The following is a 15552-nucleotide window of genomic DNA, read 5'->3' on the forward strand; positions in this document are numbered from 1 at the left end:
GCCGCGCCCATGAACGTCCGCCGCTTCCGCCCGTATTTCGGTTACCTCAAGCAGGTCCGCGGCCCCATCGCGAAGGCCATCAGCTATGGCGTGCTCTACGGCCTGGCCAGCGGCGCCGGCATCCCGCTGCTGGTGAAATACGTCTTCCCGCCCATCTTCGATCGCCAGGGCGGCGCCCTGCCGATGTCGACGGTGGTGCTGATCGCCGCGTGCATCCCGATGGTCTTCCTCCTGCGCGCGGTCACCGGCTACCTCAACAGCTACTACACCCAATACGCCGGCGTGCGCATCCTGGAGGCGATCCGCCTCGACTACTTCCGGAAACTCCAGCTGCTCCCGCTCTCCTTCGTCCAGCGCAAGCAGACCGGCGACCTCATCTCGCGCGGCCTCGCCGACACCGCCCAGCTCCAGTTCACGCTCACGCAGCTCGCAAACGACGGCATCAAGCAGCCGGCCACGCTCATCGGCTCGATCTTCGCCGTCGGCTACCTCGCCTACACCTCCCAGGGCGTCGTGCTCATGCTCGTCTGCCTCGCCGCCGTGCCGCTCGTCGTCCTGCCGATCCGGTTCATCGGCAAGAAGGTCATCAAGCGCGCCGCCGACATGCAGTCGCGCCTCGGCCACCTCACGTCGCACTTCTCCGAGAACCTGGCCGCCGCCCGCGAGGTGCGCGCCTTCGGCCTGGAAAAACGCGAGACCGAACGCTTTGGCGCCGGCACCGCCGCGCTCGTGACGGCGCAGATGAAGATCACGAAATACGCCCAGGCCCTCACGCCGGCCATCGAGGTGATCTCCGCGGGCGGCATCGCCTTCACCCTCGTCTACGCCTACGGCAGCGGCGTCGACCTCGCGACCTTCATTTCGATCATCAGCGCCCTCTACACCTCCTACGAGCCGGTGAAGAAGATCGGCGCGCTCAACAGCGAGATGAAGCGCGGCGAAGCCTCCCTCGATCGCCTCGAGGTCGTCCTCCACGAACCCATCACCATCGCCGACCCCGCCGCGCCCGTCGCCGTGTCGCGCCTGCGCGGCGACCTCGCGTTCGAAGACGTGTCGTTCTCCTACGGCGACAACGCCGCGCTCTCGCACGTCACCGCCCGCATCCCCGCCGGCACCGTCTGCGCGCTCGTCGGCCCCAGCGGCGCGGGCAAGACCACCTTCGCCAACCTCGTGCCGCGCTTCTACGAAGTCGCCGCCGGCCGCGTCACCATCGACGGCACCGACGTCCGCGCCCTGCGCCTCGCCGACCTGCGCCGCAACATCGCCCTCGTCTCGCAGGAGCCCGTCCTCTTCAACGACACCATCTTCAACAACCTGCTCCTCGGCCGCGAGGGCGCCACGCGCGACGAGGTCATCGCCGCCGCGCGCGCCGCGCACGCCCACGAATTCATCGAGAAGCAGCCGCAGGGTTACGACACCGTCGTCGGCGAACGCGGCACCCTGCTCTCCGGCGGCCAGAAGCAGCGCCTCGCCATCGCCCGCGCCTTCCTGCGCAACGCGCCCATCCTCATCCTCGACGAGGCCACCAGCGCGCTCGACTCCGACAGCGAGGCCGCCGTGCAGGACGCCCTCCGCCACCTCGTCGTCGGCAAGACCGTGCTGATCATCGCGCATCGCTTCAGCACCATCCGCGACGCCTCGATGATCCTCGTCTTCGACCAGGGCCGCGTCGTCGCCCAGGGCGACCACGCCGCGCTCTACGCCGGCAACGCGCTCTACAAGTCGCTCTACGACCGCCAGGCGGGCACCGAGTCCGCGCGCTGACGCGCGCCGTCCCGAAATTCGCCGCGCCATCCCGTTACTCGGGAAAGCCGCGACAGGCCGCGCCGGGTTCATCCCGGAGCCGCCGCCGCCGCCCGAACCGCGACGACGACGCCGGGTCCGGAGGAGATCGTGAATCCTCCCGCCTTCCGTCCACCGGCCGCGCCGCCACCACACGCCCCGCTCGTCAGCCTCCTCATCCCGACCTACCGCTACGCGCGTTTCCTGCCGGAGGCGCTCGCGTCCGCCCTCCGCCAGGATTACCCGAACCTCGAGATCCTCGTCAGCGACGACGCCTCGCCCGACGAGTCGGCCCACGTGATCCGCCGCATCGCCGGCCGCGACCCGCGCGTCCGCGTCGTCCTGCAGCCGCGCAACCTCGGGATGGTGGCACACTGGAACTGGTGCCTGCGCGAGGCGCGCGGCGTCTACGTCAAATTCCTGTTCGGCGACGACGCCTTCAACTCCGCGCACGCCATTTCGCAGCTCGTCGCCCTGCTCGAGGCGCACCCGGACGCCGCGCTCGCCACGTGCGCGCGGCGCGTCATGGACGAGACTTCGCGCCCGCTCGACCTCTGGAACCCGCTCCGCCGTCCCGGCCGGCACGACGGCCGCGCGGTCATCGGCCGCTGCTTCCTCGCCAACCAGAACCTGGTCGGCGAGCCGAGCGCCGTGCTCCTGCGCCGCGCCGCCCTCACCCGCGGCTTCTCGCCGAGTTTCCGCCAGCTCGTCGACCTCGAGCTGTGGCTGCACTTGCTCGAGCACGGCGACCTCGCCTACACGCCTGAGCCGCTGGTCGCCTTCCGCCGCCACGCCGCGCAGCAGTCGCACGTGAACCACAGCCAGGCCGCGGCCCAGCTCGAGACGCTCCAGCTCGTGGCGCAGTTCCTCGACTCGCCCGAGAAACGCGCCGCTGCCGGCCTGGGCGAATTCGACTACCGGCTGGTCCAGTTCCGCGCGACGCACTACCTGCGCAAGGCGGCGCAGCGCCTGCCCGAGCTCACGCTCCCCGCCGGCGCGCCGGCGCTGCCTTCCCCTGGCACCTCGCCTGCCGGGTGCGCCACGCCGTCCAGCGGCCGCTGGAGAACCTCGGCCGCTCGCTGGAGAAGCGCCGCACCGCGCTCGCGCTCTGGCCCGAGGCGGGCGGGGTGCGCACGAACCTGTTCTAGCCCGGCAAAGTTGGATTGCCGCCCGGCGCCGCCGCCGCGCAACATCCCCGGCGTGCCCGCCGCCCCGCACGTCCTCGTCATCCGCCGCCGTTACCTCGGCGATATCGTGCTGCTCGGCTCGCTGCTGCGGAATCTGCGGCTGCACTGGCCCACCGCGCGCCTCGGCGTGCTCTGCGAACCGGCCTACGCCCCGATCCTCGAGCTGAACCCCGACGTCGACGAACGCTGGCTCTTCCCCCAGTCGGCCGCAGCCTGGCCGGCCTTCCTCTGGCGGATGCGGCGCGCGGGCTTCACGCACGTGCTCGACCTGGACAACCGCGACAAGACCGCCGTCATCGCCCGCGCCACCGGCGCCGGCGTGCGCGCGACCGTGCGCCACGGCGAGCGGCTGCACCTCGCCGGCTTCTACACCTCGGCCGTGCGGCTGCCGCGGGAGTTCCTCGACACCCGACACATCACCGATCTCTACCTGCACGTGCTCGGCCAGGTCGGCGTGCCCATCGCCACGCACGAAACCCGCCTCGTGCCGCGCGCCGCCGAGGTCGCCGCCGCGCGCGCGCTGCTGCGCGGCGCGCGCCTGCTGGTGCACCCCGGTTCGCGCAGCCCCTGGCGCATCTGGCCGCCGCCAAACTACGCGCGCGTCATCGACACGCTGCACGCCGAACTCGGTCTCACCACCGCCCTCATCGCCGGCCCGGGCGAACAGGACACCGTCGACGAGATCTTCCGCCACCTGCAATCCCCCGCCGTGCGCATCGCGGAGCGCCTGAGCGTCACGCAACTCGCCGCGCTCTTCGCCGCCGCACCGGCCCTCGTCTGCCACGACAGCGGCCCGATGCACGTCGCCGCCGCCGTCGGCACGCGCGTCATCGCTCTCTTCGGCTCGCAGCCGATGCACCTCTGGCAACCGGTCGGCTCCGGCCACGTCACCCTCCAGCCGCCGCTGCCGTGCGTGAATTGCGTCTCACCCGGCCAGTGCACGCCCGAGGACTCGTATCACAACCACTGCGTGCGCAACCTCCCGGTCGAACGGGTGCTCGCCGCCGTGCGCGCAGCTGTGAAGTAGGAGCTGTGAAGTAGGGCCGGCTTCAGCCGACCCAGTGAATACTCCCGTCGCCCGGCGACGGTTGTCCTTCGCTCGGTGCGAACGCTGCGGGAATTTAGGACCGGCTGAAGCCGGTCCCACTCAATAAAACCGCAGCCGCTCGCCGTCCCACTTCTCGTGCAGCGAGTGCCCGAAGCGCGCGCGCTCGGTCGTGCGCCACCACCACGCGCGCAGCCCGTCGGCCGCCTTTTCCCAGCGGCGCCGCGCCCAGCCGAGCTTCCATTTCTTCCGGAAATAGGCGCGGTTCTCCGCCTCGTAGGGCCGCTGCTTCTTGGTGTCGCTGAGCGCGTCCTGCGTCACGGAGCCGAAATGGTGGATGAAGCACGCACCGACCACACCAGTGCGGAAGCCCGCTTGCCGGGCGCGCCGGAAGAAGTCCGCATCCTCGAACTGCCCGATGCGGAACGCCTCGTCGAAGCCGCCGATCCGCGCGAACACCGCCCGCCGCACCGCAAAACAGACGCCGTGCGCCCCGCCACGGCGGACGACGCCGCCGAGCTTCGCGCTGAAATCGCGCGCGTAGCTCTCGAAATCGTAGTTCGCGTCGCGCTCGCGCATCGCCGGGCAGGCGATGTCGAGCCCGTGCCGCTCCGCCGCGCCGAGCAGCGCCGCCAGCCAGCCGGCGGGGAGGCGCACGTCGTTATTGAGCACGACCACCCACTCCGGAGCATCCGTCCCGGCCGGCCAATTTTGCGTATTACGCAAAATTGACTCCTGGCCCGGGGCGGGGGAATCCGGCGCATTACGCAAGATTCCCGCGGCCGCGATGCCCTGGTTCCAGGCCGGCGCGCAGCCGCGATTCTGCTCGTTGCGGATGACGGTCAGCGCCGGTTGCGCGGCCAGCCACTCGCGCGTGCCGTCGGTGGAGCCGTTGTCGACCACGATCACCTGCACGCCCGCCGCAAGGTCCGGCTGCAGGCAGCGCACGCAGCCCTGCGTGTAGGCGAGCTGGTTGAGCACCGGGATGACGATGGCGACGGACATCCGGCGCAGCTTCGCCGGGAGTCCGGTGAAGTAAACCCTTTCTTGGCCGGGGCGGAGCGCGCATCGTCCGCGTTGCCTTGGCCCGGCGGATGTGTCCTGCTCGCGACCGACCGTGTCCCAACCACTCCCCCTTTCCGTCTCCATCATCGCCCGCAACGAGGCGCACAACCTGCCGCGCTGCTTCGAAAGCGTGCGGGGCTGGACCGCGGAGATCGTCGTGGTGCTGAACAACACGTCCGACCCCAGCGCCGAGGTGGCGATGCGGCACGGCGCGCTGGTCTTCGAGACCGAGTGGCGGGGCTACCGCGACACCAAGAACTGGGCGCTCGACCGCTGCACGCAGCCCTGGGCGCTGTGCCTCGACGCGGACGAGGAGGTCTCGCCGGCGTTGCGGGCGGAGATCGAGGCCTTCTTCGCGCGGGGCGACGACCGGAAGTTCCGCGCCGCGCGCTTTCCGCGGAAGGTCTGGTTCATCGACCGCTGGATCACGCACGGCGACTGGTATCCCGATCACAACACCCGCCTCGTGAACCGCGCGCATTGCCGGTGGGGCGGCGACCAGTTCGTGCACGAGCACATGAAGGTCGACGGGGCCGTCGCGACGCTCCGCGGCGACCTGCACCATTACTCGTTCCCGACCCTCAGCAGCCACGTGGCCAAGATCAACCCGTTCGCCGACCTCTTCCTCCAGCAGCAGCTGGCGAAGGGCGGGCGCTTCTCGATCGGCGCCGCGGTGTTCCGGCCGGCGTGGCGGTTTTTCCGTGCCTACGTGCTGCGGCTGGGCTTTCTCGACGGTTTCCCGGGTTTCTACATCGCTTGGGCGACGGCCTTCGGGGCCTTTGTCCGCTACAGCCGGCTCTTCGAGCACGAGCACCGCTCCCAGCCGAAATAGGCGATGGCGAAGGAGCCCAAAGAGTTCAGCCACGAGGTCGAGAACCTCATCGCCTCGTTTCGCGGCCTGCCCGAGGACGAGAGCAAGGCGCGTCCGCGCAAGACCCAGGACCTCGGCGCGCTGATCGACGAGCTGCTGGTCAAATACCGGATCAGCCACGACTCGCTCGAACACTCGATCCGCGAGAAATGGGTCGAACTGGTCGGCGCCCCCAACGCCGCCTACTCGCACCCGGTGGTCGTCGAGCGCGGTCAACTGCTGGTCCTGGTTTCGCACGCCGTGGTCCGCAACGAGCTCTTTCACCATCGCCTCCAGATTCTCGAAAAACTCCGGAAGCTGCCGGGATGCGATGGCATCAAGGGACTTACGCTGCGCGCAGGATAGGCGAAACGGCCGGCGCGGGCCGCGAAAATTAACGCTTGCACGCGCCGTGGCCGATTTAGTTAATGCCGCCTTGCGTTAGTGAGAGCCCGCTGGTCGCGGGCTCCCACCACGGTCAGTCCGGGCAACCGGACGGATAACGGTGCCGCCGGCCCTCCAAAAGCGGGCGGCACGAGGCGAAAGCCTCCAAAAATGACCGCGCCATCAACAACCTAAACCATGTCACAACCCGTTAAGTCAGAAGTTATCGCCCAGTTCAAAACCCACGAGAAGGACACCGGCTCCAGCGACGTCCAGATCGCGCTGCTCACCGCTCGCATCAATCACTTGACCGAGCACCTGCGCACGCATCGCAAGGACTTCCACAGCCGCCGCGGCCTTCTCCAGATGGCCAGCCGCCGTCGCAAGCTGCTTGATTACCTCAAGCGCGAGGACTTGGCCAAATACAACGAGCTTCTCCAGAAGCTCAACCTCCGCAAGTAACCCGCTTTCACGAAGGGCGGCCCACCGTCGGGCCGCCCTTTGTTCACCTCGAGTCCAGTTTACCGGGACATTTCCGCTTGCCGCCCCAGCCGCCGCTGGGACCGCAATCCGAAATATCTCGGGAGCTGATTCAGGGGGAACGGAAACGGAAAATCGTTCGAACCCTCGCTCCGGCCGCCGCGCATCCGCGGCTTCGGCGGAGCCCATCCGAAGTCAGAAAAATGAATCAGAAATACAACGTTACGGTCCCGGGTCTCGGGATCCAGTTCTCCACCGGCTCGATCGGCAATCTCGCCAACGGCGCCGTCATCGTCACCGTCGGCGAGACCAACCTCATGGTCACGGCCTGCGTCGCGCAGAACATGCGCCCCGGCCAGGACTTCTTCCCCCTCACGGTCGACTACCGCGAAAAATACGCCGCCGCCGGCCGTTTCCCGGGCGGCTACTTCAAGCGCGAAGGCCGCCCCTCCGAGAAGGAAATCCTCACCTCGCGCCTCTGCGACCGCCCCTGCCGCCCGCTCTTCCCGGAAGGCTTCCTCAATGAAGTCCAGATCATCGGCCAGCTCCTGAGCGCCGACCAGATCAACGACGCCGACATCCCGATGATCAACGGCGCCTCCGCCGCCCTCGCGATCTCGGACATTCCGTGGAATGGGCCGATCGCCGGCGTCCGCGTCGGCCTCATCGACGGCCAGTTCGTCGCCAACCCGAACCTCGAGCAGATGCTCTCCTCGTCGCTCGACCTCATCTACGTCGGCACCGAGAAAGACATGCTGATGATCGAAGGCTCGGCCGACCAGCTGCCGGAAGAGGAGTTCATCAAGGCCCTCGAGTTCGGTCACCAGGCCATCCAGCCGATCATCGCCGCGATCAAGGATCTCGTGGCCCAGTGCGGCAAACCGAAGGCCACCTTCGCCCTCGTCGGCGCCACGCCCGAGGCCCGCGCCATCATCGAGCGCGTCGTTCCCGCCCAGCGCATCGCTGACGCCATCTTCGGCAAGGAAAAGGCCGCCCGCGGCGCCGCCGTGAAGCTCCTCAAGGAGGAAGCCAAGGCCGCCCTCACCGCCGAGCTCGGCGCCGACAAGTTCACCGACGTCGACCTGAACGTCGTGTTCGAAGACCTGCAATACAAGGCCTACCGCCAGACCGTCCTCGCCAAGGGCGTCCGCGCCGACGGCCGCGGCCAGAAGGACATCCGCCCGCTGACCGCCCAGGTCGGCGTCCTCCCGCGCGTGCACGGCTCCGCCATGTTCCAGCGCGGCGACACCCAGAACATCGCCATCACCACCCTCGGGCCCACCAAGGAAGCCCAGGACATGGACGGCCTGACCGGCGGCGCGACCTCCAAGTCGTTCCTCCTGCACTACAACTTCCCGCCGTTCTCCGTCGGCGAAACCGGCCGCTTCACCGGCCCGGGCCGCCGCGAAATCGGCCACGGCGCCCTCGCCGAGCGCTCGCTCGTCCCGGTGCTCCCGCCCGAAGACGTGTTCCCCTACTCCATCCGCGTCGTCTCCGAGATCATGGCCTCCAACGGCTCGACCTCGATGGCGTCGATCTGCGGCGGCTGCTTGTCCCTCATGGACGCGGGCGTGCCGATCATCGCTCCGGTCGCCGGCATCTCCTGCGGCCTCATGACCGAAATGGCCGCCGACGGCTCGATCACCAAGTGGACCACGATCACCGACATCCTCGGTGAGGAAGACCACTTCGGCGACATGGACTTCAAGCTCGCCGGCACCACCAAGGGCATCACGGGCTTCCAGCTCGACCTCAAGATCAACGGCCTGCCCTTCGAGATCGCCAAGACCGCGATCTTCCAGGCCCGCGACGCGCGCATCGAGATCCTCAAGACCATGCTCGCCGCCCTCCCGGCGCCGCGCCAGGATCTCAGCAAATACGCTCCGCGCATCCAGACGATCCAGATCGATCCCGAGAAGATCGGCCTGCTCATCGGACCCGGCGGCAAGACGATCCGCCGCATCACCGAGACGACCGGCGCGCAGATCGACATCGCCGAGGACGACTCCGGCAAGGTGTTCATCTACTCCAACAACGCCGACGCGATGAACCGCGCCGTGCAGGAGATCGACGCCCTTTGCGGTGGCGGCGCCCAGATCGAGATGGGCAAGATCTACACCGGCCGCGTCACCGGCACGAAGGAGTTCGGCGCGTTCGTCGAGTGCCTCCCGGGCAAGGAAGGCCTCGTGCACATCTCCGAGCTCGCGGACTTCCGCGTCCGCCGCACCGAGGACGTCGTCAAGGTCGGCGACTCGATCACGGTGAAGTGCATCGGCATCGACGAGCGCTCCGGCAAGGTCCGCCTCAGCCGCAAGGCCGCGATGAAGGACCTCGAGGCCCAGAAGCAGGGTGGCGAAGCCGCCCCCGCCGCTCCGGCCGCCGACGCCCCCGCGCAGTCCTGATCGCACGGTCATCAGAATTCAAAGCCGCGACGCGAGTCGCGGCTTTCTTTGCCCGGGCGACGCACTCGCCTGTTGCCGCCGGCGCGTCGCGCGCTACCCTCCCACCTCCTTGTCCGCCCCTTCGCACCACAAAGGCCTCCGCATCGTCGCCTCCTTCGAGGCGTTCAAGGGCGCCATCGTCCTCATCGTCGGCTTCGGACTGCTCACCCTGCTCGGCCGCGACGAGGCGCACTTCGCCGAGCACCTGGTGGCGCGGCTGCACCTGAACCCCGCGCACCACTACCCGCACATCTTCATCGAGGCGATGAGCAACGTGAACAACACGCACCTCGTCCTCCTCGCCAGCCTCGCCGCGCTCTACTCCGCCATCCGCTTCGTCGAGGCCTACGGCCTGTGGCGGCAACGCCGGTGGGCGGAATGGGTCGCCGCCTTGAGCGGCGCCGTCTACGTGCCCATCGAGATCTACGAGATCGTCCACCACGTCGGCTGGTTCAAGGTCACCGCGCTGGTCATCAACCTCGCCATCGTCGGCTACATGGTCTGGCTGCTGAGCGAGTCGCGCCGGCTCGCCGCCCGCGCCGCGAAGGCGCCGCCGCCGCAAGCCTCCACCCTGTAGGACGGTCGCGCGGGGTGCGTGCTCAGCCGACGACCACCGCGTCTCCGACCTGCAGGGCGCCGCGCTTCGACTCGTTGATGAAGTTCGCCCCGAAATAGACGGACGAAGGCTCCACCGGGTCGCGCCGGAAGGTGGCCAGCGTCCGCAGCGGCTCCTTGCCACGCTCGCCGGTCCGCTGGTCGGTGGTCGTGACGATGCAGCGGTCGCTCTTCCCCGCCGCGCGCAGCACCACGTCGCCGATCCGCAGGACGGGCCAATCGTCCTCCGCGAACGGCGTCCCGCCGCTCACGACCAGGTTCGGCCGGAAGCGCTCCATCGGCACCGGCTCGCCGCCGTTCGCCCGGATGCGATCGTTCAGGTCCGCGAGCGAGGCCTCGCCCGTCACCAGCAGCGGCGCGCCGTCGGCGAAGCTGAACAGGTCGCCGGGGCGGCCGGCCTTCTTCAGGACGTGGCGCTCGAACGCCGGCCCGATCCGCACGAGCGCGCAACGCAGCCCCAGAAACTCGCTCAGCCACGCCGCCGCCGCCGGCCCGCAATCCTCCGCCTGGAGCGCGCTGTGCTTCCAGACCGTGACGGGGCGAAGCGGCGCCGCCGGGTCGGACGCCCGCGGCACGCTCACCGTCCCCGCGCCCTGCGCCGACAAAGTGAGGCGCGCGGGATCGAGCGCCGTCGCGATGCAGGCCATGCGCGCGTGCGTGCGCTGCGTGAGGAACTTGCCCGTTTCGTCGACGACGAGGAAGCGCCGGTCGCCGACGAGGCCGAGCGCGTCGATCTCCGCCGCCGCCACGGCAATGCCGCGGCAGGACTTCACGGGATGGATGAACAGGCCGGAAACGCGCAGCATGGCGGATGGCCGCAGAATCGCCGCGCGGCGGCAAAAGCAAAAATCCCCCCCGGCCGGCACTGCGCAAACATTGCCGTGGGTGCACACCGGCCGGAAGTGCTAGAATCCGGGACAATCCCCTCCCGTCATGACAACGCAGGAAAAATGGACCCAGGCTCTCGCCGTCCCCGGCGGCCTGGCCGTGCTGGTGGGCGGCCTCGATCCGCTGGAGGGCGCCATCGTGATTCTCTTCGGCACGGCCTTGCTCGCCGGCGCGGCGTTCGTGGCGCCCGCGGAGCGCGCCGTGCTCGCCGCCCGCGGCCTGCACTTCCTCCTCGCCGCGTTCGGTTTCGCGGCGGTGTGGACCCTCACCCTCATCGGCGGCGTGGGCGGCTCCACCGGCCGCTCGGTCGCGTGGATCGTGCTCGGCTTGCCGCTGCTGGCCGGCTGGTCGCTGAGCTTCTGGGGCCGGGGCGCGCCGCGCTGGATGCACTGGCTCGGCCTGCTGGCGGGCGGCTGGTATCTCGCCCTGCCGCTGCTGGTCATCCGCCAAAGCCGCACCCATCCCCACATCCAGTGGTCCGCCCTGGCGGTGCTGGCCGCGTGCGGCCTCGCGACGTTCGCGGGCTGCGTCTGGCGGCTGCGGCAGCGGCGGCCTATCGCCGCGAATACGTGACGAGGTAGAGCTGCGCGCCGGGAGCGGTGCGGAAATTCCGCGGGCGGGTGCCGCCGAGCCCGAAGCAGATCATGAGCGTATCGTCGATGAACTTGAACAGGCACGGGATCGTGCGGCCGGCATTGGTGCCCGCGGCGCCGTGCAGCGTCAGGTGGTGCGCCGCGTCCGCCTCGACGGTGAACGAGCCGGTGTCGGCCGCGACGCCGCCGAAGCGCACCGTGTAGATGCCGGCGGCGAGCTCGAACTCGGTTTGCTGCAGCACTTCCTGCGGCGCCTGCTCGCCGTCGAACTCGGCGTAGAGCGGCCGCCAGCGGCCTTCGAGCGGGGGCGTCATGACTTCAGCTCCGGGGCGGTGAGGGCCTTCGGCGTCTCGTCGATCAGGCGGGGCTCCCCGATCTTCTTTTCCGAGCCGGCGCCGAGCTTCTCCAGCTTGCGGCCGGTGACCAGCACGCGGCCTTCGACGGAACTGACGGTGCTGTTGTAGGCGGTGACGGCCTGGGTCAGGCGCTGGCCGAGGGCGTCGAGGTTGTCGGCGACGGCGGCGACGCGCTCGTGCAGCTCGACACCGAGGCGGCGGATCTCGTCCGCGTTCTTGGAGAGCGCCTCCTGCTTCCACCCGTAGGCGGCGGCCTTGAGCAGGGCGATGAGCGTGGCGGGCGAGGCGAGGATGACGTTCTGGGCGGTGCCGCGCTCGAAGAGGTCGGGCTCGTAGCGCAGCGCGGCGCTGTAGAACGCCTCGCCGGGGATGAAGAGCACGACGAATTCCGGCGCGGGCTGGATGGCTTTCCAGTAGGCCTTGTTGCCGAGCGCGTCGATGTGCAGGCGGACGGCGCGGGCGTGCTCGGTGAACTTCGCCTTGCGCACGCCCTCGTCGGCGGCCTCGAGCGCCTCGAGGTAGGCCTGCATCGGCGCCTTGGCGTCGACGGCGATCGATTTGCCGCCGGGCAGGCGGACGATCATGTCGGGGCGGATGTCGCCCACCGCCGTCTGCTGGATGAAATCGACGTTCTCGAGCATGCCGGCGAGCTCGACCACGCGCTGGAGCTGGACTTCGCCCCAGCGGCCGGCGGTCGAGGTCGAGCGGAGCGAGCGGGAAAGCTTCGTCGTCTCGGATTGCAGCGTGGCGCTGGTGTGGGCGAGGCCCTTGAGCTGCTCGGAAAGCGAGCCGTAGGCCTCGGTGCGGGCCTTCTCGAGGGCGCCGATCTTGGTGTCGACCTTGTCGAGCGACTCGCGGATCGGCTTCACCAGCGTGTCGCCGGCGCGCTTGAGGAACTCGTCGTTGTTGCGGCTGAGCGCGTCGGCGGCGAGGGCCTTGAAGGTGTCGGTCAGCTGCGTCTGGGCGCGGGCGAGGGCGTCGCGTTCGGCGGTGAGGAGGGTGTCGAGGCGGGACTTCTCCGCCTCGAGGGCGGAGAGCTGCTGGCGGAGGGCCGCCAGCTCGGCCTGGGCGGCGGCGAGCTGCTCGCCGGCGAGGCGGGCGCGCTCGGCGACGGCGGCCGCGCGCGTTTGCGCGTAGAACCAGCCGAAACCGCCGGCGAGGCCGGCCGCGAGGAGCGCGATGAGGAAGTCGATCACGCGCGCAGTGAAGCCATCGCGGGGCGCGCGGGCAAGTGCCGTCCGTCAGCGCGCGAGCTGGAAGGCGATCAGCGCCAGCGGCGCCGCGCCCAGCAGGACGATCGGAATGGCGAGAAAGGCCATCGCAAGATTCCGAACCAGATGATCCGGATGAAGGCGGCCATCTTCCCGTCGGATCGGAAAGCCGCGGGCCGCGCCCCACGCGAAAACGGCCTTCAGCAAGGCCAGCGCCGCGAGGCCGTAGAACAACCGGAGAAGGTCCGGACTGCCGAGCCGCGTGCTCAGATACACCCCGAGCGCGACCGCGAGCACCGCGAGCGCAAACCCGGCCCGCGCCTCCCTTGGCAGCGACATCGTCATGGCGCGTTGTCCCCCATGCGACCGCCTACTCGCCGAACGGATTGGCCGAGTTGCCCGGCTCCTTGGCCGGCAGGTAGATCGTGAAGCGCGTGCCTTCGCCGAGCTTGGTCTTCACGTGGATCAGTCCGTTGTGGTGGCGGACGAGACGGGTGACGATTGCCAGGCCAAGGCCGGTGCCGGTCTGGGCCTTGGTCGTGAAATACGGCTCGAAGATGCGCGAGAGCACGTCCTGCGGGATGCCCGGGCCCTGGTCGAGGACGGACAGGGCGACGAGCGGTGTCTGGTTGGCGAAGGACTCGAGGTTGATGAAGCGCTCCTCCGGCGTGTCGCGGAAATGCTCGATCGGCAGCGACTCGTCGTAGCGTTCGGCCGCGATCCAGACCGTCTGCGGCCGCTCGCTGCTCTGGAACGCGTTCACCGCGAGGTTGAGGAGGATCTGGATGAGCTCGGTGCCGCCGATCTGCGCGGCGGTGTCGCGATCGAGGTGCTTGGCCGCGAGCTTGCCGCCGCGCAGGCTCGGGTGGTTGCGCATCAGCGTGTGGACGTCGTCGATCACCTGGTTGACCGAAACCTCGGGCGACTGCGCGCTGCGCTTGTTCACGAAGCGCAGGTAGCGGCGCGTGATGGCGGCGCAGGTGTTGACCTGCTTGGCGAGGAGGTTGACGTCATCGCGCACCGCCTGGAGGTCGGCGCCGTAGAGCGAGCCGACGCTGTCGAGCTTGTGGCGGAGGAGCTCGACGTAGCCGGTGATGACGGTGAGGGGGTTGTTGATGTCGTGCAGCGCGCCGGCGTAAATCTCGGTCGTGGTGCGCGCCATCTCCTCCTTCACCGAGGCGTCGTTGAGCTGCTCGCTCAGGGCCTTGAGGCGTTCGGAGGTGGAGGAGACTGTTTCGGAGATGCGGCGCAGGTGCAGGGCGCGCGTGACGGCCTCGCGGATCGTCGAAAGGTCGAACGGCTTGCTCAGGTAGTCGCAGGCGCCGAGCCGCAGCGCCTGGCGCGCGGTCTCGATCGTCTCGTAAGCGGTGAGCATGATCACCTCGATGTGCGGGTCGATGGCCTTGAGTCCGCGCAGCACGTCGATGCCGGACTTGCCCGCCATGCGGATGTCGAGGATGGCGAGCTGCACCGGGTGGTTCTTGGCGAAGTCGAGGGCCTTGTCGCCATTGTCGACGGCCTGGACGTTGAAGTCCTGCTTGAACACCATGCGCAGCGAATGGCGCGGGCCTTCTTCGTCGTCGACGATCAGCAGCGTCGGCAGCGTGACGGTCGCAGTGGGCGCGGGGGCGAGGGCGGTGGTCATGTTACGCGATTCTTCGGAGGCGAAACAGGACGCGGGCGGTGGACGGGGGCCGCGGCATGATGTGGGGCTGAGGATTTCCGGCGCGCCCCGCGTGGCAAGTGTGAACTCGGCGCGGCACGGCAGGGAACTCACCCCAGCTGCCCGCGCAGCCACTCGCGGACCGCCGCGTGATCCGGCATCGCCCAGCCGCGGCTCCGCGCCAGCGCGTTCGCCACCTCCGCAAATGCCGCCGCACTGGCCGCGAGCGCCCGGCGCAGGGCGGCCGGCTCGGCTGCCGTCGGGAATCCGGTCCCGGCGACGCGCTCCGGCGGCAGCCAGGTCTCGGCCCGGCGCGCCTCGGGACGGGCCGGTCGGGCCTGGTCGCGCGCCTCCTCCTCGAGCAGGCGCCAGAGCGTTTCTGTCAACGAAACGTGAAAATGCCGCTGGGCCGCCCGCAGCTCGCCCCGGGCGATCTTCTTGGCCGTCCAGACGGCCGCGGCCCAGAACGCCGCGCACACCTCCTGGAACTCCCGCTCGCTCAGCCGCGGCCACGGCACGGCCGCCCCGAGGCGGGCGTAACGCCGCTCCCAGGCCGCGCCGCCCTTGATCACGCGCCAGCCGGGACAGGCGACGATCCGGAGGTCGCGCACGCCGAACTTCAGCGGCGGCGGCCAGAGCGCCGCCAGCCCCGGCGCACGCAGCGCCGCGAAGGCGATGCGCAGCTCCAGCGCGGAGAGGATCACGAAGTCCGCCTCGGCCGCGCCGGGCAGGATGAGCGTCAGCTTATCCGCGCCGCCAAAGACGCGCTGGGAGCTCACCACCCACGTCTCCCCCAGCCCGTGCAGCGCGGCGGGATCGCGGTAGAGCGCCGGGCGGCGGGTGATCAACTGGAAGTCGTAGTCGGACCACTGGTCGGCCGTGCCGCCGGCCTGCACGCGCGAGCCGATCTGCACCAGCGCCACGATATCGGGCCGGCTCTCCGCCCAGGCGGAAATGCGGGCCATGACGGAGTCGTGGCTCATGCGGCGCGG

15 protein-coding genes are annotated in these 15552 nt (G+C 69.6%); 8 read left to right on the forward strand and 7 right to left on the reverse strand.

The window, feature by feature from the left end:
- Positions 1-9: 9 nt before the first annotated feature.
- Both ACMYLB_RS19300 and ACMYLB_RS19305 read left to right on the forward strand, forming a co-directional pair.
- Positions 10-1764: an ABC transporter ATP-binding protein gene (locus tag ACMYLB_RS19300; RefSeq protein ID WP_415908572.1), complete on the forward strand. Its 1755-nt coding sequence runs from the start codon at positions 10-12 to the stop codon at positions 1762-1764.
- Between the two features lie 129 nt (positions 1765-1893).
- Complete coding sequence (locus tag ACMYLB_RS19305; RefSeq protein WP_415908573.1) at positions 1894-3996, forward strand: glycosyltransferase family 9 protein; 2103 nt, start codon at positions 1894-1896, stop codon at positions 3994-3996.
- Positions 3997-4116: 120 nt separating this feature from the next.
- On the opposite strand, the gene ACMYLB_RS19310 is transcribed toward ACMYLB_RS19305, so the two are convergent.
- Positions 4117-5019, reverse strand: a complete 903-nt coding sequence (locus ACMYLB_RS19310; RefSeq protein ID WP_415908574.1) for a glycosyltransferase family 2 protein — start codon at positions 5017-5019, stop codon at positions 4117-4119.
- Between the two features lie 112 nt (positions 5020-5131).
- Here ACMYLB_RS19310 and ACMYLB_RS19315 point away from each other — a divergent pair, with 112 nt between their 5' ends.
- The 5 genes from ACMYLB_RS19315 to ACMYLB_RS19335 all read left to right on the forward strand — a co-directional run bounded on the left by ACMYLB_RS19315 (position 5132) and on the right by ACMYLB_RS19335 (position 9811).
- Positions 5132-5911: a glycosyltransferase family 2 protein gene (locus ACMYLB_RS19315; protein WP_415908575.1), complete on the forward strand. Its 780-nt coding sequence runs from the start codon at positions 5132-5134 to the stop codon at positions 5909-5911.
- Positions 5912-5914: 3 nt separating this feature from the next.
- Positions 5915-6295, forward strand: coding sequence for a DUF721 domain-containing protein (locus tag ACMYLB_RS19320; RefSeq protein WP_415908576.1), 381 nt, complete (start codon positions 5915-5917; stop codon positions 6293-6295).
- Positions 6296-6511: 216 nt separating this feature from the next.
- Positions 6512-6775 carry a 30S ribosomal protein S15 gene (rpsO, locus tag ACMYLB_RS19325; RefSeq protein WP_415908577.1) on the forward strand — a complete coding sequence of 88 codons (264 nt, stop codon included), beginning with the start codon at positions 6512-6514 and terminating at the stop codon, positions 6773-6775.
- Positions 6776-6996: 221 nt separating this feature from the next.
- Positions 6997-9195 carry a polyribonucleotide nucleotidyltransferase gene (gene pnp / locus ACMYLB_RS19330; RefSeq protein WP_415908578.1) on the forward strand — a complete coding sequence of 733 codons (2199 nt, stop codon included), beginning with the start codon at positions 6997-6999 and terminating at the stop codon, positions 9193-9195.
- Positions 9196-9304: 109 nt separating this feature from the next.
- Positions 9305-9811, forward strand: coding sequence for a DUF2127 domain-containing protein (locus tag ACMYLB_RS19335; protein WP_415908579.1), 507 nt, complete (start codon positions 9305-9307; stop codon positions 9809-9811).
- Positions 9812-9833: 22 nt separating this feature from the next.
- Here the strand turns inward: ACMYLB_RS19335 and ACMYLB_RS19340 are convergent, their stop codons facing one another.
- Positions 9834-10655 (reverse strand): MOSC domain-containing protein, encoded by an 822-nt coding sequence (locus ACMYLB_RS19340; RefSeq protein WP_415908580.1) that lies wholly within the window; start codon positions 10653-10655, stop codon positions 9834-9836.
- A gap of 127 nt (positions 10656-10782) precedes the next feature.
- Between ACMYLB_RS19340 and ACMYLB_RS19345 the strand changes: the two genes are divergently transcribed.
- Positions 10783-11310 carry a hypothetical protein gene (locus ACMYLB_RS19345; protein ID WP_415908581.1) on the forward strand — a complete coding sequence of 176 codons (528 nt, stop codon included), beginning with the start codon at positions 10783-10785 and terminating at the stop codon, positions 11308-11310.
- On the opposite strand, the gene ACMYLB_RS19350 is transcribed toward ACMYLB_RS19345, so the two are convergent.
- From ACMYLB_RS19350 to ACMYLB_RS19370, 5 genes are all read right to left on the reverse strand, one after another.
- Positions 11291-11644, reverse strand: a complete 354-nt coding sequence (locus ACMYLB_RS19350) for a TIGR03067 domain-containing protein (RefSeq protein WP_415908582.1) — start codon at positions 11642-11644, stop codon at positions 11291-11293. The genes ACMYLB_RS19345 and ACMYLB_RS19350 overlap by 20 nt on opposite strands.
- Positions 11641-12882 carry a DNA recombination protein RmuC gene (locus tag ACMYLB_RS19355; protein ID WP_415908583.1) on the reverse strand — a complete coding sequence of 414 codons (1242 nt, stop codon included), beginning with the start codon at positions 12880-12882 and terminating at the stop codon, positions 11641-11643. Before ACMYLB_RS19355 ends, ACMYLB_RS19350 begins: the two co-directional genes overlap by 4 nt.
- 45 nt (positions 12883-12927) lie before the next feature.
- A complete protein-coding gene (locus tag ACMYLB_RS19360; RefSeq protein ID WP_415908584.1) occupies positions 12928-13242 on the reverse strand; it encodes a hypothetical protein in 315 nt (104 codons plus the stop codon).
- Positions 13243-13267: 25 nt separating this feature from the next.
- The gene (locus ACMYLB_RS19365; RefSeq protein ID WP_415908585.1) at positions 13268-14542 is read right to left on the reverse strand and encodes a response regulator; all 1275 of its coding nucleotides are present in this window, start codon (positions 14540-14542) and stop codon (positions 13268-13270) included.
- Between the two features lie 128 nt (positions 14543-14670).
- On the reverse strand, positions 14671-15543 hold the full coding sequence (locus ACMYLB_RS19370) for an aminoglycoside 6-adenylyltransferase (RefSeq protein WP_415908586.1): 873 nt from the start codon (positions 15541-15543) through the stop codon (positions 14671-14673).
- Positions 15544-15552: the final 9 nt, after the last annotated feature.

Origin of the sequence: Oleiharenicola sp. Vm1 (assembly GCF_047777955.1) — a bacterium.
Taxonomy (GTDB): domain Bacteria; phylum Verrucomicrobiota; class Verrucomicrobiia; order Opitutales; family Opitutaceae; genus Didemnitutus.